Genomic DNA, 24,201 nt, shown 5'->3' with positions numbered 1-24,201 from the left:
TAGTGGCTTAATACCCTATCACCCTATAAAAAAAATTAAACTGGATTTGCTACTTTTAAATGGTTTTTAAGAATTTTCCCAACTGCATTCCGAGGTAATTGCTCTATAAAACTTACTTCTTTTACACATTTATAAGAGGCAAGCCTTTCTTTACAGAATTCAATGATTTCATCTTCTGTTACAGAATGATTTTCTTTTAAGACAACGTATGCACGAGGAACTTCACCCCAACGCTCATTAGGAACACCTACTACAGCTACTTCAAGTACTGCCTCATACTGTGCTAATGTCAATTCGAGCTCTGCAGAATAAATGTTTTCACCACCGCTGATAATCATATCTTTTAAGCGATCCACTACATATAAGAAACCGTCCTCATCAAAATAACCTACATCCCCTGTGAACAGTTCGCCATTCCGAACGGTTTGATTGTAACTCTCAATGTTTTTGTAATAACCAACAAACACTTGTGGACCACTCAGAACTATTTCCCCGATTGTTCCAGTAGACACTGGTTCCTTTGTTTCAATATCAACAATGCGAATACCACATTGCATCACTGGTTTTCCCATTGACGTAAATTTCTCTTTATTCTGTGTCTCCTTCCAGAACGACACACCACCTGTAAACTCTGTTACACCGTACACTTGCTGAATCGGTACACCTAGCTGCCTAAAACCTAGAATAAGCGATGTCGGAACAACTGATGCCCCACAAGAAATATTACGTAATGAAGATACATCCGGCTTTACCATCGGATAGGTTTGTAGCATGAATGACAACATCGCGGGAACAGTCATCATTGTTGTAATTCGATGTTTTTGAATTGCATTCCATGCGTCAACTGGATGGAAATCTTCCATTAAAATCATAGTAGCCCCTACATGAATATTAGTTACCAAAGGCGCAAAGCCTCCTATATGGAAGAAAGGCGCTACCATTAAGAAACGGTCTTGCTCCCACCAATCAATTGTATGGCTAAGACCAATTGAAGCAGCCTGTAAATTAATATGAGAAAGTAAAGCACCTTTTGGTTTTCCTGTAGTACCTGACGTATACATTATTAAAATCGGTTCATGATCAGCTGTTACATATAAAGGCTCTTGTGCTGTTATCTTATAAAGCTTCTGAAGCTCATCTGTACCAATTGCCGTCACCTCTAATTGAGAAGTAACTTCTTTAAACACTTCATCATGAATGAGTAATTTTGTATCGCTATGCTCTACAATATACTGAAGTTCTGCTGCTTGTAATCGATAATTTAAAATTACTGTTACAATGCCTAATTTTGCAGCTCCAAAAAATGCTGTAATAACATGCTCATTATTTTTACAAAGTAACGCAATCTTATCCCCTGCTTTAAAACCTTCTTGTTGTAAAAATTGTGAAAAACTATTTGCTCGCATATTCATTTCTGCAAAAGTAATCTGCTTCTCATTATGAATAAATCCTACTTTTTCTCCTAATAATGCTGCACGACTTGCTAAAACTTGTCCAATATTCATAATCCCATCCCCTTAAATTATAAGATTGGTAAATCCTCAAATGGCTTTGTAACATATTCTTGATATGAAACAAATAATTCTTCCCACAATGCTTCCCATCTACGAGCAGCTTTCATATTTTCTGAATTCGGAAAATCCACTAAATTAATCGAAGCTATCTCCTTTATTTCATCTGAACATTCAGTTATTTCACCCTTTGAAAGTTGCGGAAACATCTGCTTTAACACATCTTCTATCGACCACTGCGACTTTAGTAAATCTCGGTACATTTGAGCTAATAACACATTACGAGGTCCTTCCCATAATTCATTTACTAAGCTATCTCGAAATAATCTGGCGATATCATTGAAATCCTCAATAGCCCCATTACCACCAAATATAGAAATTGCCAATCGTAATTTATCAACTGTTTCTTTGGAGGTATAGATTTTTTGTAGTAATATAAGCTCGCGCATTGCGAAAGCTTCTAATTCTGTAGCATTCTGTAATTGTTCAAATCTCTTATAAACCTCGAAAGCTGTTGCAACGGTCCTTTTTGCTGCATATTCTAAATCGGCTAACTGTGCAGCTGCCATTGGAAACTGTTCAATTTTTCTACCAAACACATCTCTAAACGATGCATATAATTTCGCTTCCCGTGCAGCACGCATTAAGAACCCACCGCTTCCAAAGCCAATATCTAATCGCGATCTCGTTAATACTAAACTTACTGCGAGAGCAACACCTTTATTTTCTGGTCCTATTTTGTAAGCAAGTGCTCCGTCGTATTGTATTTCTCCTGATGGTAATTCACTTGTGCCAATTTTCCATTTCAAGCGATTAATTTCATAATGATTACGAGTTTCTTTTTCTTTATTACCTGGTAACCATGAAGGAACGATAAATGTCGCAACATGATCCGTAGATTCAATTCTTGCTGTGACCACCGCGTAATCCGAATGAACAGCAGAACAAAAGAATTTATGCCCGTATAATCTGTACATATCTCCTTCGGGGACCGCTTTTAAAACATTTGCCGGTATGTCAGAGCCCCCTTGCATTTCGGTCATATATTGAGCACCGATGCCAAAATTCCCATCAATACCTTCTTTCACATGTTGATGAATGTATTTCACCTCTTCTGGCACCTCATCATAAAAAGCCTCTATTAAAGCAATCAGTCCATCAGTACATACAAGAGGACATGAAATCGCCGCTTCTCCATTGCTATGCAATAAATAGCGCTTAATAATTCCTGCATATCCTACGTTTTGTTCAGAAAACATAGCCTCACTAAAAATTTCCTTTGTTACTTGCACGGCCTCTTGCGGTCGAATTATTCTATCAATTCGATTATTAAAAGCATCGAAATGGCGGATCTTCGGATGATTTTCAGGACGGGCATATTCAGAAATAGCTTTTCTCCAATCATTCGATACTTTTTCACTAAAAGGGGTTATCGTGTTAATTAGATCTTCAAATCCGGAGCCAGTGAAATTTTGTAACACCTTTTGGAGAAATGGATTGTCTAAATCATTCAATGCTGTTCGCTTATTCAAAAAATCTCCAAATGAATATTTCACGTTATTATCTATTTCAATCATTAAATATCCTCCTTTTAACTAAAATTCTATCTGATAAAAACCGAAAAGTAAACATCGTTTACTTTAATTACAATTAAATATTTTATAATTTTTTTATATGTACCACTACGTTACATACTGAATCCATTTTGAGCGAAAAAACCCGTACCGCAATAATTATCAAAAAAATCAATCATTTCTCCGTTATACTAATTCTAGAGGTGGATAGCAATGTATAGTTTAATCGTGCAGGATATCATTACTACACTAGAGGATCATCTTTTGGAACATTGGCAACTAGAAGATTATGCAAAGAAAATTGGCTATTCTAAGTTTCATTTAACAAGAAGTTTTAAAAAGGAAACGGGTTTAACGATCGGAGAGTATATTCGAAAAAGGCGTCTTGCAATGGCTTCTCTATTCCTGCTGCATTCCGATTTAAGCATTATGGAAATTTCACTTGAATGCCATTTCCAGTCTCAAGAAGCGTTTACTAGAGCATTCAAAGAGCTATACAATATGCCACCTGGAAAATACCGCAATCTAATGAAATCAATTATGCGAACGGAGGAACAGGAAATGACGACATCAAACGAAGTAAAGGGCTGGTTTTTAAGTGGGACAAATCCAGCAGCGTACACGATGAAAGCAGATACTAAAGTATTTCATACCGGAACAAAATCCGGTTATCTAGGTTGCACGGGAGCTATGGATGAGGTGCAATTTGGCACAATGATGCAATCTTTTTCGGCAAAAAATTGGGTCGGCAAACGCTTCAAAATGTCTTGTTTTATCAAAACAAAGGAAGCGATGAAATGTGGTGCGTGGTGCCGTATTGACTCTAAAAACGGAGATTTACTCCAATTTGATAATATGGACAATCGTGCTATCCATGGTACGACAGATTGGAACTACTACTCGATTGTACTGGATGTACCCGAAGATAGTGCTTCTATTCATTTTGGACTTTTACTCTCTGGAGCAGGAGAAGCATGGATTGATGGGATTAAATTTGAAGAAGTGGAGAAATCCGTAGCCACTACAAATATGATTGGTTCTGATGGAGACCTGCCGTTAGAGCCGGTAAATTTAGGATTTGATGATTTCTAAATAAGCCAATTCAATATTATTGCTTGAAACTAAATTCCAGATTAAAGGCCTACTCCTTATGATCTGGAATTTAGTTTATTATTAATAACTCGCCTGCTATCAAATGGAGCCCAGCACCAAATGCTTAGGAATGAATTTACTTAAAACAAACATTACATGCAATTTGTCATAAAGTAGCTACATCACGAGCTATTCCGATAAGATACCATTCTCCATCTCTTTCTTGGTAGATGAACCGCAGTGATTGGAACAAATGCTCCGTTTCTCCAGGCGAATAGTATTCTACGTATTTAGCATCCGGATAATAATCATGGATGGTATTAAAAACACCTGCAAAATTCTCTGCTGGTTCATTGAATGTAATAATACTATAATCTACTTCTCTTCTTCCCCAGCTTCGTAAGAGGAACTGTTGAACATATTCATCTAAGGACATTTCAAATTCTTTATCTGATTCATCTGCTCCCCATAAATACTTTGTATCATTACTTTTACTTATCTCCTGCTTTGTTAAGTTTACATATTCTCCTCCATAGCCTTCGGGATTCCCAAAATCCGCATAGAATGCAAAAGTAACTCCATGTTCTGAATCAACCTTTTCAGCTACTTTTTCGTAGTTAGACTCCTTCAACAGCGAAAATATCTCTTCAGTCAATGCTAATAATTCTTTTTCAGTTTCTTTGTCTAGACTAATTTCTTCAGTGTTGGTAGTAGAAACCGGTTGCTTTTCATCCTCATTACATCCAGAAAGCATAAGCAAACTTATGACTAAAATTAAAAGCCCTCTAATATTTTTCATTTTTCCTCCTGTTACCATTTTCTTGTTATTTGAAATTACCCTAATTAGTATAAATTGATTCCAGTAGATAATTCCCACTCTTCTCTTTCCAAACAAATGTAAACTCGTAAAATCGTATTATGCTCTTTATTAAGTTTTACTGTAGGGGCAAGAATTCCTTCTAAATATTCATAATCCTTGTTTATCATTGCACTTATTGCCCGTAATCATGCTGTGCTTCACTCAAATCACGGTTTTCTCCATATCCTATTCTGGAGTAACCAAATTTCCGCCCTGGCTAGCCAGTTGATTTTCAGGTTTAATGGTAGTAACATATATCAAATCATTGGAGGTATATATGGATCAATTAATCAAGCAGCTTGAAAAAAATAATATCAAATTTAAAGAATATCTCTACTTTGCCCCCTATTTCCGTAAACGCTGGGAAGATGCTTTCGTTCACCATTTAAATGAAAGTGAAAAAGAAAAATTATATCTTTACGGAGATCGTTATTACTGTGGCTATTTATGGCATGTTTTTAGCAATGAACGAAAATCCCATTTTGTAAAAACAGCCGCTAACAAAGCCTTTGATATGAAAACGAAACCAAAGTGCTACGTGTTTCATCAACGATTACCAGAAGTTTTGTTAATTGAACGAGCAAACACACTAAAAGCGACTTATTTTGAACAGGAAGAAGATGTCTATATTGTAGACGAGCATTTTACTTGGACATACGTAGTAACACATGAAAGTGACTTTGGCCCTTACTATAGTGAGGCAGACTACTTGAACTGAGGAGATAAAATTATGCATCATACCATTGCCGTGATGTTAGAAGATTGGGAAGGAGGAAGAATTTCAGATGAGAGGACTATCTTTTGAGATTCCAAACAGATACGGACAATACTTGCTAGACATATTAAATGCTTTCGATTTCAAAAATTATTTTTGGAAGACTGGTGGTGAGGAGGCTTATTATATTGAAAATGATCAATTAGGTAGCCCCCTATTCCCGAAACCACATGTATATACAGGAGACGCTTTTTATAAAAGAATTTCTGAAAGCGATTATTATGTACTATTTGCGGACTTAAAAGCTTTTCCTGATCCTCTTCATGTGAGAGATTTTACTACTTATGAAGATTTTTTGAACAGCCAATGTGAATTTGTACTTTTACTTGTCGATTGTTCCTATGTAACCATTTATGCAAAAGATCCGCAAGTCCTTACACTATTGTACGAACAGGCGATAACTTCGAAATATGAAAATGTAGCCTATATTACAGATGATAATGACAGCCGAACTACTTTTGAAATCTTTTAAATTTGAAATAAAAAAGGAAAATGCTAGAGTTTCGCATTTTCCTTTTATTATTTTGAAAATTGGAGAATCTTACGTTTTCTTTATATTATTCAACGACTTCTTTTGCTAGGTTTTCTTCTCTAGTGTTTTGTAACGTATTAAATACAAAAATGCCCACTACAATTAAACCACCAACTACATCCGTATAGAACTCAGGGACTATGAGTAATAATGCACCTGCTGCTAAAATGATACGGGTGATTACGTTCATATAGGTTTTGAAATACCCCTCGAGTGCCGCACCAATCCCCACTACACCCAAAATTGATGAAACGGTTACTGATAAAATGTCGGGTATCGATGCCCACGGAAATTCAGTTGCGTTCATTGGTAGTCCTGTCGGATCAATTAAGAGCATCGCAGGAGCGTATACGAATAAATACGGGACAATAAATCCTGCGAGTGCTAAGCGAACGGACACGGCGCCAGTTTTCATAGGACTTCCTCCCGAAAGCCCTGCTGCAGCAAATGAAGCAAGTGCGACAGGTGGTGTGATATTGGCAAAAATACCGAAATAGAACACAAACATATGCGCCACTAAAAGCGGAACTCCAAAATCCGCAAGTGCAGGTGCGACCATCGTTGCTGTAATAATATATGCTGGAATACTTGGAAGCCCCATTCCGAGAATAATTGAAGCAATCATCGTAAGGAATAATGTCAAAAATAAGCTACCTGAACCAAGTGTAGTAATGGCAGACGTTAAAGTTGAACCAAAGCTTGTCAAATTCACTACACCGATAATAATACCAACAACACCACAGGCAATAACAGTTGAAAGAGATTGACGTGCTCCGTCTTCTAACGCGAACAAAATATCTTTAAACGACATGCGTGTATGTTTTCGAACAGCTGCCACAACAACGGTTAAAACAATTGTCCAAAAGGCAGCATGTGCAACAGGCATTCCTGAACCGAGTAGTGCAACCAGCGCCACAAGCGGAATGATTAAATGACCTTTGTCTAATAATACTTCCTTTACACGTGGGAGGTCTGGCTTTGGAATCCCTTTTAATCCATCACGACCTGCTCGAAAGTGTACTTGCATAATTACACCTAAAAAGTATAAAAGTGCGGGGATGATGGCAGCAAGTGCAATCGTACCATAACTAATTCCTGTTGTTTCCGCCATAATGAACGCACTCGCTCCCATAACAGGCGGCAAAATTTGTCCACCTATGGAGGCACTTGCCTCTACGGCTCCAGCGAAATCTTTTTTATACCCGATTTTCTTCATTAAAGGAATAGTAAAAGCTCCTGTTCCGACAACATTCGCAACGGCTGAACCATTAATACTCCCCATAAATGCACTAGAGATAACCGATACTTTGGCAGGTCCTCCTTGTTTATGTCCTGCTAAAGCAAGTGCTAAATCGTTAAAGAATTGACCCATTCCAGATTTAGATAAAAAAGCACCAAACAAAATAAATAGGAAGATGAATTGCACGGAAGCTCCAATGGCTGTTGAAAATAATCCTTCCGTTTTTAAGAACAATTGACCGAAAATATCACCTAAATCAAACTCTCGTGTCATCATCATACGTGGTAGCCATCCTTGGTGACTGAAGAACGGATAACTTAAGAATACTAATGCCAAAATCGGTAAAACCCAACCTGTTACACGCCTTGCAGTTTCCAGTACCAATAGTACAGCCATGATGGCAACGATAATATCTACCGTGTTTGGAATACCGCCTCGTGTTGAAACAATATCTTGATATTCTACAAATAAGTAGCCACAAGCTCCAATACTTAAAGCAAATAATATCCAATCATAAAAAGGAATTTTGTCTCTTCGTTGTTTGTTGAAGGTTGGATAGATTAAAAACACAAGACCCATAGCAAAAAGCAAATGAATTGAACGCATTAACAGGGTCGGAATCGGATTAAACGTAATATACAAATGAAATAGTGAATATAGAATGCCTAAGACACTCAGCAGGATGACCATACTTTTGTTACTGTATTTCCGTACTTTGGAATCAGTATCGTATTTTTCGAGTACTTCTTGTACTTTCTCACTCGAAATTTCTTCAGCTAACACCGTTTCTTTTTTTCCTTCTGTCATAACTTTACCCCCTTAAATACCATATCCCATAAAGAGAGTTTCGTTACGGAAATGGTAACGACTTCATAATTTTTTGTCAGCTTATATAATGGAACTTCCTTTTCTTCTAACAGCAGTGTGCTTTGTACGTTCTCAGATACAACTAATTGCAGAGATCGAAACATTCTGTCGATGTCCATCGTCACATAGCCGTTTTCAAGCACAGTATTTTTCCCGTCATTCGGTGTGCTGGGGACCCCCGCCCCGAACGTTTTAAATGATGTGTGGGTTAAAAGAAGTTGATCATTTTTTAATTCATAAAACTCCACCCATTCCTCTTTTTCCACCGAATGGATCCATGCCAGTCCAAAAGTATCTTGCCAAGTCCAGTACATCTGATTATCCGCTTCAACAGTTAGTGATGAAAATTTAAAGAAAAAAGAAGCGAAAAGGAGGGCGATTACTACCGCTCCTCCGATTTTAAAGCTCTTACTTCTTTTGCTCATCATAATAACGTTGTGCACCTGGGTGAATTGGTGCCACAACGCTTTCTTGTGCAGCGTCTAATGTAATATCATTTGCAGCTTGATGTGAATTTTGAAGAGTAGGTAAACTTTCAAAGAATTGCTTCGTTAAATCATATACATCATCTTCACCCATATCTGTACGAACAACCAGTGCGTTTGGCACGGCCGCTGTTGTAATCGCTTCTTCATTTTTATACGTATCTACTGCGATATCATACGAAATAAAGTACGGATGTTCTTTTGCAATTTCTGCTACTTTTTCAGCGTTTACGGATACTAATTGGATACCTGTTGTTTCAGCTAACTCCATGACAGAAGCATTTGGTAAGCCACTCGTTAAAAAGGCTGCATCAATTGTTCCAGCTTTTAAGCCATCCGCTGCTTCCGCATACCCTAAGTAATCGACTTTAACATCCTCATATGTAATCCCGTGCCCATTCAGTAATACGCGGGCATTAATTTCTACACCTGAGTTTTGATCTCCAACAGCTATGCGTTTTCCTTTTAAATCTTCAATTGTATTAATTCCCGATCCTTCTTTTGTAATTATCTGTACAACGTTCGGATACAATGTTGCGATTTGAGAAACATTTTTTATCGGTTCATTAAAACTCACTTCTCCATTGATTGCCTGTGACAAAGCATCACTCATGACAAATGCCATTTCTGCTTTCCCTTGTTCCAATAAATTAATGTTTTCTACAGATGCACCCGTTGTTTGCGTACGAGAGTTCACATCAAACTCTTTCACGTATTGATCCGCAAGCGTTGTACCGATGATATTATAAGGCCCACTCGCACCACCTGTTGCAATTGTTACGATGTTTGTTTCCAAACTTTCAGTTGCGTCAGTTCCCCCATTTTCTTTGTCATCACTCCCATTACAAGCAGCAAGTGCCAATGATAATGATAAAGCAGAAACTAAAAATAATTTTTTCTTCATGAAATTCCTCCTAATTTTTTATACTATACTGCTAGTTTAGCTATTCAGAACAAAAAAGGAAACCCTTACATGACATTTTATTCTAAAAACTATGAATAAATGCTAATTTTTGCGCATATCTCCTATTTATTAAAAATTCTAATTTATTCAACGTGATATCTGGATATTGGGGAGAAAACAGTAATTATAGGATTTAAAAAGTCGAGCACCACAAATGTTATCAAACGTCGGTTTGGTACTTGTTTTACTTGCATTCAATAATAAGGGTATGCAACCTTTTATTGTAAAATAAGTCAGATTACAAAATCAGATATTGTGATAGGGAGTGTTCATCATTGGAATTTCATTAATATTTTTAATGGTTGTTGGCATTATTGCATTTTTAACGTTTTCCATTCCTGTATTTATGGCTGTTAGAACAGTTCAAAAAGGAAACCCACCTCGAAAATTTTCTTATGTAATAGTAGGACTGTTGGTTTTTCATTGGGTATTTTACTTAGTTAGTGGTTACGCTCTTTTACCAACAAATATTGCGGATGCTGTGTTTATACCAGTATGGTTAGTATTATGCGTCGCAGGTGCAATTACAGCAATCTATGAATTTAAAAACAATAAAGTTTTTGCTATTCCAGTTGCTGGCTTAACCATTGTTAGTTTATTACTTTGTATTTTTATCTATGGAATATCACAGATGTAAATTAGCAATCGAGCTCGATTTTTTTAAGCATGGCTTTTCCTATTAAACTACCGATCTTTAGGTGCAATAAGTATTTTAGAATTTGCCTAAAATTCACTTTGGGAATGTTCTAAAGGTATTTTAAATAACAAATCGAATATAGATTAAATAACTATTATTAGGGGTGTCATATGAAGAAATGGATATTTTTAATAGCCTTTTTTGTTTTTGGGGGAGTAATTTTTTCTATTTGGAGTGAGCAAAATAAAGTGAATTACATAGGGGAAATATTAAATAACATATCCTCAGTCGATTTAATCATCGTAAAAGATAGCGATACAAATAAACAAATTTTTGAATATACTCAGAACGATGATTTTTTTAACGATATGGTTAATATATATGAAAAGCCCTTTTTTGAATTAAAAAAATCCGAAAAAAAATTATTAAATAAGGAATCCACATATGTTATCGAGTATTTAAATGATAATACAATTCAATATAAAGTGAATATATACAAAGTAGAAGCTAGTACAGAGGTATTCGTTGATAAGGAATATGCCACGGAAATTAAAGAATTCGACTATATCTTTACATCTGAAAGTACAAATCAGAGTTATGTTTTTGTAACGGAGAAATATCATAATTTATTAGGTTTGAATGATGGGTTGAAACAGATTATAAATGAGATTATAAACTTGTAGTATTCATATCAATTCAAAATAACGTCCCAAAATGCTACTTACAATCTGTCTACCTAATGGGGAGCATATCACAGCATTGTACGAACAGGCGATAGCTTCGAAATATGAAAATGACAGCCGAACTACTTTTGAAATCTTTTAAATTAGAAAAAGGAAAATGCGCTATTTTAGGCATTTTCCTTTATAAATGGTTTGGAAGCTTGATTAACTGTATTAAAAAACCTTTATTTTTTTGAATAATAAACTGACTATGATATTTATAATAACGAGCACTCCTAAAAAGACGGTGATCAGGTTAAAGAACGGCGTATCGTAAAAGTTAAACCAATCTTTAAACAGCAGGGTATCTGTAATGGTACCAAATAAATTCCCGTCTATTTCTCTTAAACGAGGAATCCAGCCTGTAAACTCCATTATTACAAAAACCACTTGTAATAATAAAAAGGCTAAAATAGGAAGTAACGACTGTTTTTTTATTAGTTTCATAAAAACTCCTCCTAAAGGGATTTTTAAAACACTTTCTTTTCATAAATTCGAATTGATAATAACCAGGATAGAATGTACGTAATCACCAAGGTAAGGCCTGCATATAAAATAAGCTGCGATTCACCTAAACTCATTATTTTGGTGAAAGTTTCCCGAATCTGATCATTTAAATTAGGGTTGAAAAACATAATTATTGCCAAATAAAGTCCGAAGCATGTGAAGAATGTGATGTTCACATATTTACTAGTAAATTTATAGGCAACTGGATACATAAAAGAAACGACAAATAACGATCCAATTGCAATCATTAATAAATGAAACCCGTTTGGTAACACTTGTTGAAATAATAAGCTACCACCAGTTATCGCTAATACTATCAATAAAATAAAAAGTATTGCTGAAATGTATTTTGAACTGACAATTTCTTTACGCGTAAAAGGTAATGAGCTTAATAACATTTGCGCATGTCGCTTTTCATCCGTTGAAAATAGGTTTAATGTCAATGTCATGGAAAATAATATTCCTAGAAAAATAATCGGAATATCGATGTACATATAAATAAGCAAAACAAGAAACATACCCATCAGCATTTTTTTATGAATGATTAAATCCTTTTTAACTAATTGATACACCCTTCTCTCCGCCTTTCTTTGTATAGAACATAATATCTTCCAATGATGCTGTTTCGTATAAAGCTAATTCTCCAAATAATTGCATGGTCCGTTCTTTATTAGATGACAAACCTTCAAATCCAAGTTCCGTTTTTCGAATCGCAATAAATTCTTTCTCAGTGTCCGGATCAAGTAAATTCAACCCGCCTTTAACGAGCGCATATTTTTCTGTGATCGTATAAAATTCATGCATAAATATTAGTTCCCCATTGTGCAGGAAAACGATATAATCTGCAATCCGATCTAAATCTGACGTGATATGAGTAGAAAAGAAAATCGTTTTTTCACCATCCTGTACAATCTCATGCAATAGATTTAAAAATTCGCGTCTGAACACCGGATCCAGCCCTGCTGTCGGTTCATCCATAATTATTAGTTCTGCGTGATGGGACAAAGCAATTGCCAGTGAGGCTTTCATCATCCTCCCTTTAGAGAAGGTTTTTAACTTTTTCTTCTTTAAAGGTAATTGGAATTGTTCAACATATTTATAAAAAAGCTCGTCGTCCCATTGTGCATATACTGGCTGAATTAAATTCTTCATTTCCTGCAACGTGAGATGTTCATAAAACACATGATCGTCATATACGAAACCAATTTTCTGTTTGATTTCTTTTTCATGATCTTTATAATTTAATCCGAAAACCTTTACTTCCCCACTGTCAGGCTGTAGTAAATTCATAAGCAGCTTAATCGCCGTAGATTTCCCTGTGCCATTTGCCCCTACAAAACCTGTAACAAATCCTTTTTTAACTTCAAAGGTAAGATTCTTAATAGCAAAATCATTGAATGCTTTATTCACATTTGTAAATTGTATAATTGATTCCATTAATCCATCTCCTCATATAACAATGTCATAATTTCTTTTAGTTCATCTAAACTTAAACCGATTTCCTTGCTGTTTTTTATAGCCTGACTTAACTGTTCTTCAATTACTTTTTGTTTTCTTTCGATAATCATTTCGATATTTTGCTCCGAAACGAAGGAGCCCTTCCCGACAACAGAGTAAATTAATCCGGCCTTTTCCAATTCCTCATATGCGCGCTTTGTCGTAATGACACTGACCTCTAAATCTTTTGCCATATTACGCATAGAAGGTAAAGCATATCCCGAAGGAAGTTCGTTAGCCAAAATACTTTTCTTTATTTGATTAAAGATTTGCTCGTAAATCGGTTCTTTCGAATTGTGAGCGATTAAAATTTGCATGCTTGTATCCTCAATTCATATTGTATATATACTTTATATACAATATACATAATCACTCCATTTATTGTCAATAAAATCATTAATTTATATTTCATAAAAGATAAACATAAAAAAACCCGCTCAATTTTATGAACGGGTCTTGTCGGTTGGAATTATCTTACTGGAAGTTAATATCAGACATTAATTGGTTTCGTTTCAAAATAAGGTCCATTGCTTTCCCCCTATAATTCGGTTATTCAATCGATCCATAGCATATAAAACTTCATATTGTAAAATATCGGTATTCATTCTATTAAAAAATTTTTCTATTATTTCTGTCTAATCAGGATGGTTAAATTAATGTATGATGAATGAAAAGAATACATTTTTTTTTAATAAAGGAGCTGAACATCTTGAAGAAAAAGCCGATTTATGTGGAAACCGTAATAGACAGCTCGATTGAAGAAGTATGGCACTATACACAGCAGCCCGACCTACATGAACAGTGGGATTTGCGATTTACATCGATTACCTATATTGAAAAACAACATGAGGATGCTCCTCAAACATTTACATATACAACCAAAGTGATGCCGGGTCTGTCGGTAGCCGGTTGGGGGGAAAGTAAAGGAACACACGAAAAAGCAAGTGGTGTTAAAACCTCTTCGCTCCATTTCGGGACACCGCAACGGATCTCCCCTATTAAGGAAGGTCGCGGCTATTGGCAATATATACCGAATGGTGACCATGTAACTTTTCTCACCCAGTATGACTACGACGTCCGATTCGGTCAACTCGGTCAATTATTCGATCAGCTGTTTCGCCCTGTAATCGGTTGGGCTACCGCACTTAGTTTTAATGTACTCGCAAGGTGGATTGAATCTGGAGAAAAACCGGCCACACAATACCGACGATTTTTCAGCTATTATTTGCTCTGCTTTCTATTTAGTTTTACGTGGATGTACCAAGGTCTCGTACCGAAAGTGCTGATGAAGCATCCGCTTGAGATTGATATGCTGATGAAACTGTCACCGCTATCATTGGGCCAAGCGTCCACGGCAATTATTTGGATTGGCGTTTTGGAAATGATGATTGGGTTACTTTTTTTGGTACCCAAATTGCAACAACTGCTGCTAAAGGCGCAAATTGTGTTGTTCCCTTTGCTGACATTAAGCGCAATCATTGCGGCACCCACAGTTGCAACGGCTCCATTTAATGTCGTCACACTGAATATTGGATTATGGTTTGCTTCCATCATTGCTTTACTACTGACAAAAGAATTACCGACTGCAAGATTTTGCAAACGAAAAAGAGGTGCTTAATATGATTTACGTAACATTGTTGGCAAATGACTTTAACAGGCTTCATCCAAAACTGCAGGAAAGATACCGCCTTCCATTAGGTCAGCCTTTTCATGCTCAAGGAACAATGCAAGTCATTCATTCCGGACCGCGTTTTTTACGTCCGATGTATCATTTGTTTACGAAAACCGATTTTCTTTTTCCTGAGTATGGCAAGGAAATTCCCTTTACAATAAAGAATACAGCGAAAATGAACAATGAAAAAGAAGCCGAAGTCTATTGGGAACGTACTTTTTTCTTTGATCAGACAACACGCAAGTTCAATGCTACAATGACAGTCGATTTGGAGCGGCAAATCGTAAAAGATTATTTAGGGGATCCGGCACTGTTCTACTCGGATTTAAAAATGAATGTTACGAAGGACGGTTTCTTAATGATCCGTTCCGTAGACCAACGTGCTGTAATTGGCAAGACAGAGGTTGCCTTGCCCAGGAAGCTGACAGGTCGCGTAGTTGTGACAGAAGGATATGATGATGTGCTGGATGTGTATACGATCCATGTCTCCATTTACAATGATTTGTTTGGAAGGATGATGATGTATGCTGGTCAGTTTACGCCGTGTGCTCAGTAGACCTTTAACAAGCATCGGTCTTACTTGTATGGCTGCCCTACTGTTATTTAATGAGCCAACATCAATGTACTACTACTTAACATTGGCACAACTGATCTTTGTACCAGTCATACTGGAACAGTTAGTTTTGCTGAAAAATTGGCAAAAGCTGATTATTGTAATCGGCCAATTTGCTGTAACAATGCTGTATTTCACGCAACAGGATTTTCTCATCCTACTTTGTGTGCTTGCTTATTTGCTAAGTACACTTGTCATTGCTTCCCATGGGGTCAACCGATTTTTGAGACGGGGATTTACGAACACGGCTGAAATAATGATTGATATCGGACTGATTTATATTGTGATGGGTGGACTATGGTTTTTGGCATTCCAGTTACAGTTGAATACAGGATTTAGTCCGATTATTACATGGCTAACTGCTATTCACTTTCATTATTCCGCCTTTTTACTTTGTATTACAGTCGGATTGATTGGTCGTCTTCATATGACTCGATACTATAAATTTTGCTGTGCCGTTATTGCCGCAGGACCAATGCTAGTAGCTGTCGGAATTACCTTTTCAAGAATTGTTGAAATCATTTCGGTCAGCTTATATGTACTTGCTATTTTCAGTATTAGCTTTTATGTCATGAAATGGCGGTTGCCGCGTGTGCAAAGCTTATTTATCCGGCTGGCCTTTATAACATTGTGTTTTACAATCATTTGGTCATTTTTATACGCTTACAGTAATTTAACTGGAATGATTATTGTAGATATTCCGGATATGCTGGACTTTCATGGGCTTTTAAATTGTTTAGGGTTTGGTATTGCCGTTGTAATCGCCTGGAGTCTTTATATTCCGCCGACAAAGCATAACGATTACTCATTTCCGGTAAGTAAAATTCGCGGGCGATTTTCTCCAACAAACAAACCAGCGCGTGGATTGGTCGATGATATGGCATCTTTTCTTAATAAAATGGAAATCCCTGTTTTAATCGTTGAGTTTTACGAACGAACAACGCAGTTTGAATTAAAAGCGTCTGTTCAATGGGAAACATGGTTTAAACCCTTTGCTTTTGTGTATCAGTTTATTAGCCGGAAAATGGGACAGCTGAATTTACCGTTCTCTTCAAAAACGATTGTGATGGACGGTGAAATTTTGGAAGTCGATTCGCAAAATGATGGGCGAGAAAAACCGCGCGTTTGGCAACGGTCGATTAATGGCGAACCCGTATTTAATGCGATTTATTCGCAGCATAATGATGCAACTAATACCTATATGAATATCGCACTGCCCTTGCCATTCTCTTCAATGCACGGAATCTTACAGCTTTCCGCAAAAGACGGCGTACTGTACTTAACGAGTGATGGACAAGGCGATGCCGGTACGTATTTGGCGATTGGTTCCTATGTATTCAAACTACCACTACATGAGTATTTTGTGATAAAGGAACACAAAGGATTGCTTATCGCAACCCATGATATGAAACTGTTTGGAATGAAGTTTCTACATATTGATTATCACATACACAAAAAATAAAAATACCCGGCTTCCCTAAATGCAATAAAGGGGCCGGGTAAAATTTATTCAACTATTTTTGCGTTCACGTACACCAATTCAAGTAAAATTACTTTATTTTAATAAAAAAGACTGTAGGCAATCCCGAATTTCTTCGAGTTTGTCTACAGTCTGATCCGCTCAATTTTATGAGCGGGTCTATAAAATATCTAATATATGTTTTCTTCTAATTTACTGATTTTTTGCACCTTGTCTCTTAATTATAAAAGGAGAAGCTAGTAGAACAATAATTAGGATAATCCCCAAATAACCAATTAGAGGATAAAAATAACTAACTAGCCCAGTAAATCCTACATAGCTTGCTAAATAGCCAACAATCATTGTAATGACGAAGAATATTTTAAATTTCTGTGTTCCTGATTCTGCAAAACGAGCTGAGAAAGAAAAGAACATTCCAACTGCTGTATTATAGATCATACCAAAGATAACTAATGACATTACAATACCTAGTGTTGGCGATAAATTACTAACTATCCCCAGCATTGGCATGTCCAACGTTCCAACTTCTTCGATTTTCGAGAAAATAGCTAAATGAATTAAGAGAATTAGTATTCCTAAAACAAATCCACCAACTAATCCACCAATTGCTGCAGTTTTTGGATTTTTTTCTGCCCCGCCCATTACAATTGACATCGAAGCTCCAACAGCGATATTAAATGAAACGTAATTAATACTGGAAATAAACCAGTTTGGCAGAGTTGTCGGTGTGGCTTGTGCTATGTCGTTTAACGATGTAAAAGTTCCATTCATTGTTAGAAAACTATATATCGCAATAAATATAATAAAAATAATGAGAATCGGCGTAATGCTTCCAATAATAGAAACGACTCGATTTACCTTTAAAAAACCTGTCAATAATACGAGTATCGTCATAAGAGTCGTACCTACAAAGATCGGTAATCCAAACTGTTGGTTTAAGTTTGAACCTGCCCCGGCTAGCATAACGACACCTACACCAAACAACGTAAAGATAAGAATTAAATCGATGACAGTTCCAAGGTAACGCCCGCTAATTCTGTAAATAACATCTTTATGTGAAGTCGTTTTAGTATAACTGCCTAGCCATACTAAAAGCATACCAATGCCTGAAAACAGTACAGTTGATAAAATTGCTCCGAATATCCCGAGTGTTCCGAAGCTCGTAAAGTATTGCAGTATTTCTTGCCCTGAAGCGAACCCTGCACCCACAATCACGCCAATAAATGCGCTTCCAATTTTTAATATATTTTTCAAACGCCTCACTCCCTTTTTTTCTGTATAACTACGGATCAGTATGTATAAGAAAGAAAACTTAGGTTATTCCTCACATAAGATTTTCAGAATCCATATTAACATGGTTTACCCTTTAAAATACTATCCTGTAATAATATATTTCCGCCTTGGTTATAACGGCCTCAATTCTAATACACTTATAGTTTTTATTCTAGTTACTGCATAAATTCCCCCCTTTTTTATTAATAAGAGCTCTCGGTAATGTCCAAATAATCCGATAACTCTCTTTGTCATTGAACTTTCATCTTGGGTCTTATACCCATTCATAATATCATACTCTAGTAAACTAGCAATTTAACAATAAAAAGTAAGATGATGTTTTCTTCATTTAAATTACAAGGACATATACCATGGACTAAAGAAAATAACTTGAGAATAATATTTTATGTGCAACAAAAAGGCATTTTTCTAAAAGAGAAAAATGCCTTTTAAAACCTTTATGCTAGTTGCTTTATTAGATTACCATCATCCCGTTGCATCTGTACGGTCAAAATGGCGGCCCATTTTTAAAGCATTGATAAATTCATCAGGCGCTGTTACAACACCCGGTGCATTTGCATACAATTTATCCATACTTTCAAATGCAATATAACCTAGTGCTTTATAATGATTGAATATTTCATCTGCAAATCTTTGCATTTTACGGTTTTGTACTACATCTGTAAAGCTTGCTGCCACAAATAGCCCATCGTAAAGAACAGGGTCTGCTGTATCTAATGTATGATCAATTTCACGGTTATTGATCATGCCTTGCTTATCACTAATCAACTCAACAATAACCCCTTCATTTTCCAAATTTTGAATTAGATCATCCACATTGCTGTTTGTGTCAATAATAATACCAACCTTTTTAGCCTTTAAAATCGGCACTTGGTTTTTTAATATACTTACAGCATCTGATGGTGGCAAGTCAGTTACCTGCTCGATTGACGCATCCGGTGCGGATACACCAATTCGCTGTGCAATTTGTTCAGCCATCGCACGGTCTACTCGTGCAAACATATCTACTGCAGCTTTACGGATTTCAATTGTTTCGACTTTTCCTAATTCAAAACAGAAGGCATCAATAATATGCTCCTGTTCTACAGGCGTTTGGCTTAACCAGAATTGACGGGCCTGAGAATAATGATCTTCAAATGACAGGCTACGTGCACGTACTTTACGACCTTCAATTTTTTCCTGATAATGAGCATAGCCACCGTCTTTTTGATCCACTACATGTGGTGTATCATTTTGTAATCCATTTCTTCCATAAGCAACACGTCCTTTATTGATTGTCATACGACCGTAACCATCACGCTGATTGTTATGGAATGGGCATACTGGACGGTTTATCGGCAACTCATGGAAGTTTGGTCCACCTAAACGGATAAGCTGTGTATCTGTATAAGAGAATAAACGCCCTTGTAACAATGGGTCATTTGAAAAATCAATTCCCGGAACAACATGACCAACATGGAATGCAATTTGTTCAGTTTCAGCAAAGAAGTTATCAACATTGCGATTTAACGTCATTTTTCCAAGCTTTCGAAGAGGAATAAGCTCTTCTGGCCAAATTTTTGTTGGATCCAAAATGTCAAAATCAAATTTAAACTCGTCTTCCTGTGGAATTAACTGTACTGCTAGCTCATATTCCGGGTAGTTACCTACTTCGATTTGGTCAAACAAGTCACGACGATGGAAATCAGGATCTTTACCTGCAATTTTTTGAGCTTCATCCCATACTAAAGATTCCATACCTTGTACAGGCTTCCAATGGAATTTTACGAAATGAGCTTCTCCATTGGCATTAACAAAACGGAATGTGTTTACACCAAAGCCTTCCATTTGGCGGTAGCTCTTCGGTATTGCACGGTCAGACATATGCCACATTGTCATATGCGCCGTTTCCTCATTATTTACGACAAAATCCCAAAACGTATCATGGGCACTTTGCGCTTGAGGAATTTCATTATGTGGCTCCGGTTTAACAGCATGGACGAAATCAGGGAATTTAATCGCATCCTGAATGAAGAAAACGGGAATATTATTTCCGACTAAATCATAATTTCCTTCTTCAGTATAAAATTTCGTTGCAAAACCTCGTACATCACGAACTGTTTCTGCTGAGCCACGTGATCCTGCCACTGTTGAGAAACGTACAAATACAGGTGTTTGTCGACCTTTCTCTCCTAAGAAATGAGCCATTGTAATATCTGAGGCATCGCCATAGCTTTCAAATACACCATGTGCGCCTGAACCCCTCGCATGTACGACACGCTCTGGAATACGCTCATGGTCAAAATGTGTCATTTTTTCACGGAAATGAAAGTCTTCCATTATTGTTGGACCGCGCTCACCAATTGTTAATGAATGCTCGTCATTTGTTAACTTCAGTCCATGGTTCGTAGTTAGTGGCTTACCTTCATCTTTCGCTGTAAACTGCTGCAATTGTTCGACTTTTTTATTGTTATTGTTTTCCACGTAAAATCCTCCTCATACAAAATAGCAAATTTCATAAGATAGGTAACTCTCAACCTCTCTACTAATTTTGTACCCTGTTTATAAAAATATAATCTTATGAAATATAAACGTAATATTTGAAATATTGAACTCGAGGTTATAAAAAAAAGCGCCTCACTAGGAGGTCGCTGTTTTTTCTTCATTTAATACTTTCACTGTAACTGTCAGTACATCACCACTGATAGTAGCGACTGCACTTCCACCTTAACGTTCACTTAACAGGAGCACGATTGACAAGCCAAGCCCACTGCTTTTACAGCGCGCTTTGTCTTTCGTATAAAAACGCTCAAATAGCTATACGGGTGAAAACGCAGACACATCAATAACACGATTTCCAACGCTCACATAAGAATATATATTGTCCTGCCAACAGTGGACACTTACATCATATCGGTTTGGAGCAAGTTATCCGGCGAAGCATGCCTTCATCACTGCGCAATAAAGGTTCCTCATCATTTCCCACAACTTCAAAGTTTAAAATATTTTTAAGCATAAGAATGTAATCCAGCAATGACTAAATTTACAAACACCTGATTAAAGACGATGATGCCAAATCCAATAATAGCCATCCATGCTGTTTTTTCGCCTTCCCATAATTTTGACAGGCGTAAATGAAGCATCGCTGTATAAAATAAGAATGTAATAAGTGCCCACACTTCTTTCGGATCCCATCCCCAAAATCTGCCCCAGGCAATTTGCGCCCATATCATCGCGAAGAGTAGCCCTCCTAAAGCAAATAGTGGGAAACCAATTATGACTACACGATAGGAGATTTCATCCATTAAATTTGCATTGACACGTTTCGTCAATGGTTTCAATAACTTGCAAATACTTTTTCTCGTGATTAAACGAATGATTATGTAAATGAAGGTTCCTATTAAAAAAGCCCATGCAATTGAATTTAGCTTTAAAGCATCAATTCTATTTGAGATTGTAATAATCCCTTCACCCTGCTTGTTTTCATTTGCAATGATTGGATACATTTCATAAATTGCTTTACTTTCCTGTTCCTGAACGTCGATATAGACTACACTTATTGGCTCCATTAAAAATCCGAATACTGTGGAAGTACTGATAAACCCTACAACCACAACTAAACAATACATAACAAATTCAAGTGCACGAGTACTGACTGTATTTTTTCCTACATCAAGCACCTTTAAAAGATAAATAATCCCGGTAGCAAAAGAGATCGATAAAATGGCACTCGATAAAGCGACGGTCATTACATGAATCGCAAGCCAATTACTTTTTAAAGAAGGAACCAAAGGTGAGACATCACTTGTAAACACACTACCGTATCCAATAATAATTATTGAAATCGGAATAACAAATAACCCAACGACAACTTGTTTATACATATGAAAAGTGAGAATAAATGCTCCGACTAACATAACTCCAAAAAAAGTCATGAATTCAAACATATTACTTACAGGTGCATGACCTACAGCAATCCATCTCGTAATAAAATAGCAAAGCATTAATATAAAGGCTACATACGTTAGGAACAGCCCTATCCGACTAAATATCCTTTTGTTCGACTTTACTGAAAGTCCGAGTGGTATTATTGAAATTAACAACAATATAAATCCAATTAGAAGCATGGTACTACTTACATTTAACAATTGATCTGAACTCAAAAAATCACCTCAAAAATTATTATTCCAACTATTTGTTACCTCCTCGTATTAATAACGTAAACTTTTTCCATTTAGTTCCTTGTAAGGAAATCATTAGTTGTTTATCTTGTAAAATCTCCCCTTATTTTTAGCAGATATTTTATTGCCTCGCTAAAGCAAATAAAGGCAGTTCATAAAAAGCTTGTAAATTTTTCAAATAAAAAATGAACTTTCCCCTTCCCCCATTTGTATAGTTAGTGAAATGAAATATAAAGGGGGCTTCACCTTGTTAATTTTAGATAAAGTTCAAAAATCCTATCAGAACCACTCTGTTTTAAATGGAATATCATCAACATTTCAGTATGGCCATTGCTACCTGTTACTCGGTGATAATGGTGCTGGGAAATCGACATTGTTAAAATGCATTGCTGGGGATGAAAAAGTCGATCATGGGTCTATCCGTGGAAACGAGCATGAAGATATCTCAAATTTAGTCGCACTACAATATCAGTTTTTTGAAAGTTATTCTTTTTTAAAAGTGAAGGAAGTAATTCAGCTTTTCACAAAATTGATTGTAAATCCTTCCAACATTAAAGATCTTTACGAACTATTGGATATTGCCCAATATGAAAAAACATTAATTAAAAATACTTCGGGTGGACAACGAAAAGCCCTATCCCTGTACTTAGCATTTTTAATGAACAAACCAATTGTCCTTTTAGATGAACCATTTGCAGATTTGGATTTAAAAAAGAAAAAGCAACTATTCGGTTTTCTGCAAAATCAAGTACAAAACAAAAATAAATGCCTGCTTATTATTAGCCACGAAATTAAAGGGCTAGAGTCTTTATTTGATTTCGTCTATATAATGCAAGATGGACAATTTATCGAACACGGTACAACAGAGGAGCTTGTGGAAAAATATAAAAATCCCACGTTTTCAGGTTTAGAAGCTGTTTATTTTGAAGTAACAGGACAATTATTAGGAGGTCGGATTAAATGATTATACAAGTAGCTAAAAGCTTTATATTAGAATCGATTCGTAACACTGGGGTACTTCTTGGTAATTTACTTTCTGCCTTTATATTTATCATTTGTTCATGGATATGTACGATCAGTATAAAAAGTAGTCCGGAAACGTTGGACTTTATGATTAAAGGTCAATTTTTCCCAATCTCCATCATGCTTTTAGTGTTTGCCTTTGCATTTTCAAGTGCAACGATTTATTTGGCAGATTTAAAGGCAAATAATACAATTCATCTACTCAAACGAACAAATATTTCACCGGGAAAGTATTTTCTGGGGATTGGTATAGGAGTTTTTCTAATGATGAATTTCGTGTTATTACTTTTATTGGCAGGCTATTCCTTCATTATTTCACTATCCATAACTGCTCTTATTTCCATCATTTTAATTTGTAATTTTGTTTTACTCGCGATTTATCCACTATGCTTTATCGTAGCTGGTATTGTAAAAAATGGGAAAGTTGCACAAAGTTTGCTTGTCCCAATTATGCTTGTATTTATGTTTTCCATTACGATGACATCTCTATTCTTAACGATTAACGAGCAACAACCGCAGGATTATTATATTTACTTAATTTGGAATCCGATGCTATATTTAAGTGATACATTGCAATTCCAGTTAAATTTAAATGACCATACATGGTTACCCCTTTATCAATATAGTATTATACTAACAATTCTTTGTATGGTACTAACTATATTTGCAAAACAAATTTATATAAGGCAGGACTGAGT

The 24,201-nt window shown here is 36.2% G+C and carries 23 protein-coding genes; 10 read left to right on the top strand and 13 right to left on the bottom strand.

The features are described 5' to 3' along the window. Positions 1–35: 35 nt before the first annotated feature. Positions 36–1,505 (bottom strand): class I adenylate-forming enzyme family protein, encoded by a 1,470-nt coding sequence (locus NYE67_RS07695; protein ID WP_340729638.1) that lies wholly within the window; start codon positions 1,503–1,505, stop codon positions 36–38. Positions 1,506–1,522: 17 nt separating this feature from the next. Further along, complete coding sequence (locus tag NYE67_RS07690) at positions 1,523–3,088, bottom strand: acyl-CoA dehydrogenase family protein (RefSeq protein ID WP_340729637.1); 1,566 nt, start codon at positions 3,086–3,088, stop codon at positions 1,523–1,525. 210 nt (positions 3,089–3,298) lie between these two features. Here NYE67_RS07690 and NYE67_RS07685 point away from each other — a divergent pair, with 210 nt between their 5' ends. Next, positions 3,299–4,177: a helix-turn-helix transcriptional regulator gene (locus NYE67_RS07685; protein ID WP_191703050.1), complete on the top strand. Its 879-nt coding sequence runs from the start codon at positions 3,299–3,301 to the stop codon at positions 4,175–4,177. 166 nt (positions 4,178–4,343) lie between these two features. On the opposite strand, the gene NYE67_RS07680 is transcribed toward NYE67_RS07685, so the two are convergent. After that, positions 4,344–4,976: a hypothetical protein gene (locus NYE67_RS07680; protein ID WP_191703049.1), complete on the bottom strand. Its 633-nt coding sequence runs from the start codon at positions 4,974–4,976 to the stop codon at positions 4,344–4,346. A gap of 337 nt (positions 4,977–5,313) precedes the next feature. Here NYE67_RS07680 and NYE67_RS07675 point away from each other — a divergent pair, with 337 nt between their 5' ends. After that, positions 5,314–5,754, top strand: coding sequence for a DUF4275 family protein (locus NYE67_RS07675; protein WP_191703048.1), 441 nt, complete (start codon positions 5,314–5,316; stop codon positions 5,752–5,754). A 67-nt stretch (positions 5,755–5,821) separates the two neighbouring features. Then, the gene (locus NYE67_RS07670; protein WP_340729636.1) at positions 5,822–6,283 is read left to right on the top strand and encodes a DUF2691 family protein; all 462 of its coding nucleotides are present in this window, start codon (positions 5,822–5,824) and stop codon (positions 6,281–6,283) included. A gap of 85 nt (positions 6,284–6,368) precedes the next feature. Here the strand turns inward: NYE67_RS07670 and NYE67_RS07665 are convergent, their stop codons facing one another. Genes NYE67_RS07665 through NYE67_RS07655 form a run of 3 tightly spaced genes read right to left on the bottom strand, consistent with a single transcriptional unit; the run spans position 6,369 to position 9,839 of the window. Further along, entirely contained in the window at positions 6,369–8,390 is a 2,022-nt protein-coding gene (locus NYE67_RS07665; RefSeq protein ID WP_340729635.1) for a TRAP transporter permease, read from the bottom strand. Then, on the bottom strand, positions 8,387–8,875 hold the full coding sequence (locus tag NYE67_RS07660) for a DUF1850 domain-containing protein (protein ID WP_340729634.1): 489 nt from the start codon (positions 8,873–8,875) through the stop codon (positions 8,387–8,389). Before NYE67_RS07660 ends, NYE67_RS07665 begins: the two co-directional genes overlap by 4 nt. After that, positions 8,859–9,839, bottom strand: a complete 981-nt coding sequence (locus NYE67_RS07655) for a TAXI family TRAP transporter solute-binding subunit (protein ID WP_340729633.1) — start codon at positions 9,837–9,839, stop codon at positions 8,859–8,861. Before NYE67_RS07655 ends, NYE67_RS07660 begins: the two co-directional genes overlap by 17 nt. A 358-nt stretch (positions 9,840–10,197) precedes the next feature. Between NYE67_RS07655 and NYE67_RS07650 the strand changes: the two genes are divergently transcribed. Both NYE67_RS07650 and NYE67_RS07645 read left to right on the top strand, forming a co-directional pair. Beyond that, positions 10,198–10,536: a hypothetical protein gene (locus tag NYE67_RS07650; protein ID WP_340729632.1), complete on the top strand. Its 339-nt coding sequence runs from the start codon at positions 10,198–10,200 to the stop codon at positions 10,534–10,536. Between the two features lie 170 nt (positions 10,537–10,706). After that, positions 10,707–11,219, top strand: a complete 513-nt coding sequence (locus NYE67_RS07645; protein ID WP_340729631.1) for a hypothetical protein — start codon at positions 10,707–10,709, stop codon at positions 11,217–11,219. Between the two features lie 213 nt (positions 11,220–11,432). On the opposite strand, the gene NYE67_RS07640 is transcribed toward NYE67_RS07645, so the two are convergent. Genes NYE67_RS07640 through NYE67_RS07625 form a run of 4 tightly spaced genes read right to left on the bottom strand, consistent with a single transcriptional unit; the run spans position 11,433 to position 13,579 of the window. Further along, the gene (locus tag NYE67_RS07640) at positions 11,433–11,705 is read right to left on the bottom strand and encodes a YfzA family protein (protein WP_340729630.1); all 273 of its coding nucleotides are present in this window, start codon (positions 11,703–11,705) and stop codon (positions 11,433–11,435) included. Between the two features lie 23 nt (positions 11,706–11,728). Continuing rightward, positions 11,729–12,337: an ABC-2 transporter permease gene (locus NYE67_RS07635; protein WP_340729629.1), complete on the bottom strand. Its 609-nt coding sequence runs from the start codon at positions 12,335–12,337 to the stop codon at positions 11,729–11,731. Beyond that, positions 12,321–13,202: an ABC transporter ATP-binding protein gene (locus tag NYE67_RS07630; protein WP_340729628.1), complete on the bottom strand. Its 882-nt coding sequence runs from the start codon at positions 13,200–13,202 to the stop codon at positions 12,321–12,323. Before NYE67_RS07630 ends, NYE67_RS07635 begins: the two co-directional genes overlap by 17 nt. Further along, positions 13,202–13,579 carry a GntR family transcriptional regulator gene (locus tag NYE67_RS07625; RefSeq protein ID WP_340727641.1) on the bottom strand — a complete coding sequence of 126 codons (378 nt, stop codon included), beginning with the start codon at positions 13,577–13,579 and terminating at the stop codon, positions 13,202–13,204. Before NYE67_RS07625 ends, NYE67_RS07630 begins: the two co-directional genes overlap by 1 nt. A gap of 392 nt (positions 13,580–13,971) precedes the next feature. On the opposite strand from NYE67_RS07625, the gene NYE67_RS07620 reads away from it, so the two are divergent. From NYE67_RS07620 to NYE67_RS07610, 3 genes are read left to right on the top strand one after another with little or no spacing between them, the layout of a single operon-like run. Then, positions 13,972–14,880, top strand: a complete 909-nt coding sequence (locus NYE67_RS07620; RefSeq protein ID WP_340727640.1) for a DoxX-like family protein — start codon at positions 13,972–13,974, stop codon at positions 14,878–14,880. Position 14,881: 1 nt separating this feature from the next. Continuing rightward, positions 14,882–15,490: a DUF4166 domain-containing protein gene (locus NYE67_RS07615; RefSeq protein ID WP_340729627.1), complete on the top strand. Its 609-nt coding sequence runs from the start codon at positions 14,882–14,884 to the stop codon at positions 15,488–15,490. Then, the gene (locus tag NYE67_RS07610; RefSeq protein ID WP_340729626.1) at positions 15,459–17,009 is read left to right on the top strand and encodes a YndJ family protein; all 1,551 of its coding nucleotides are present in this window, start codon (positions 15,459–15,461) and stop codon (positions 17,007–17,009) included. The genes NYE67_RS07615 and NYE67_RS07610 overlap by 32 nt, the downstream gene beginning before the upstream one ends. Positions 17,010–17,219: 210 nt before the next feature. Here NYE67_RS07610 and NYE67_RS07605 read toward each other — a convergent pair whose 3' ends face one another. The 3 genes from NYE67_RS07605 to ccsB all read right to left on the bottom strand — a co-directional run bounded on the left by NYE67_RS07605 (position 17,220) and on the right by ccsB (position 22,447). Then, the gene (locus NYE67_RS07605) at positions 17,220–18,281 is read right to left on the bottom strand and encodes a YkvI family membrane protein (protein ID WP_340729625.1); all 1,062 of its coding nucleotides are present in this window, start codon (positions 18,279–18,281) and stop codon (positions 17,220–17,222) included. A gap of 504 nt (positions 18,282–18,785) precedes the next feature. Beyond that, positions 18,786–20,783, bottom strand: a complete 1,998-nt coding sequence (locus tag NYE67_RS07600; RefSeq protein ID WP_340729624.1) for a catalase — start codon at positions 20,781–20,783, stop codon at positions 18,786–18,788. A 524-nt stretch (positions 20,784–21,307) separates the two neighbouring features. Beyond that, on the bottom strand, positions 21,308–22,447 hold the full coding sequence (gene ccsB / locus NYE67_RS07595; protein WP_340730892.1) for a c-type cytochrome biogenesis protein CcsB: 1,140 nt from the start codon (positions 22,445–22,447) through the stop codon (positions 21,308–21,310). Positions 22,448–22,727: 280 nt separating this feature from the next. Between ccsB and NYE67_RS07590 the strand changes: the two genes are divergently transcribed. Both NYE67_RS07590 and NYE67_RS07585 read left to right on the top strand, forming a co-directional pair. Continuing rightward, entirely contained in the window at positions 22,728–23,444 is a 717-nt protein-coding gene (locus NYE67_RS07590; protein ID WP_340729623.1) for an ABC transporter ATP-binding protein, read from the top strand. Further along, complete coding sequence (locus tag NYE67_RS07585; RefSeq protein ID WP_340729622.1) at positions 23,441–24,199, top strand: ABC transporter permease; 759 nt, start codon at positions 23,441–23,443, stop codon at positions 24,197–24,199. The genes NYE67_RS07590 and NYE67_RS07585 overlap by 4 nt, the downstream gene beginning before the upstream one ends. Positions 24,200–24,201 lie beyond the last annotated feature (2 nt).

This window comes from Solibacillus sp. FSL W8-0474, from assembly GCF_038004065.1.
GTDB lineage: Bacteria > Bacillota > Bacilli > Bacillales_A > Planococcaceae > Solibacillus > Solibacillus faecavium.
The sequence above is the reverse complement of the archived record's forward strand: the minus strand, read 5'-3'. Positions and strand labels throughout refer to the sequence as shown.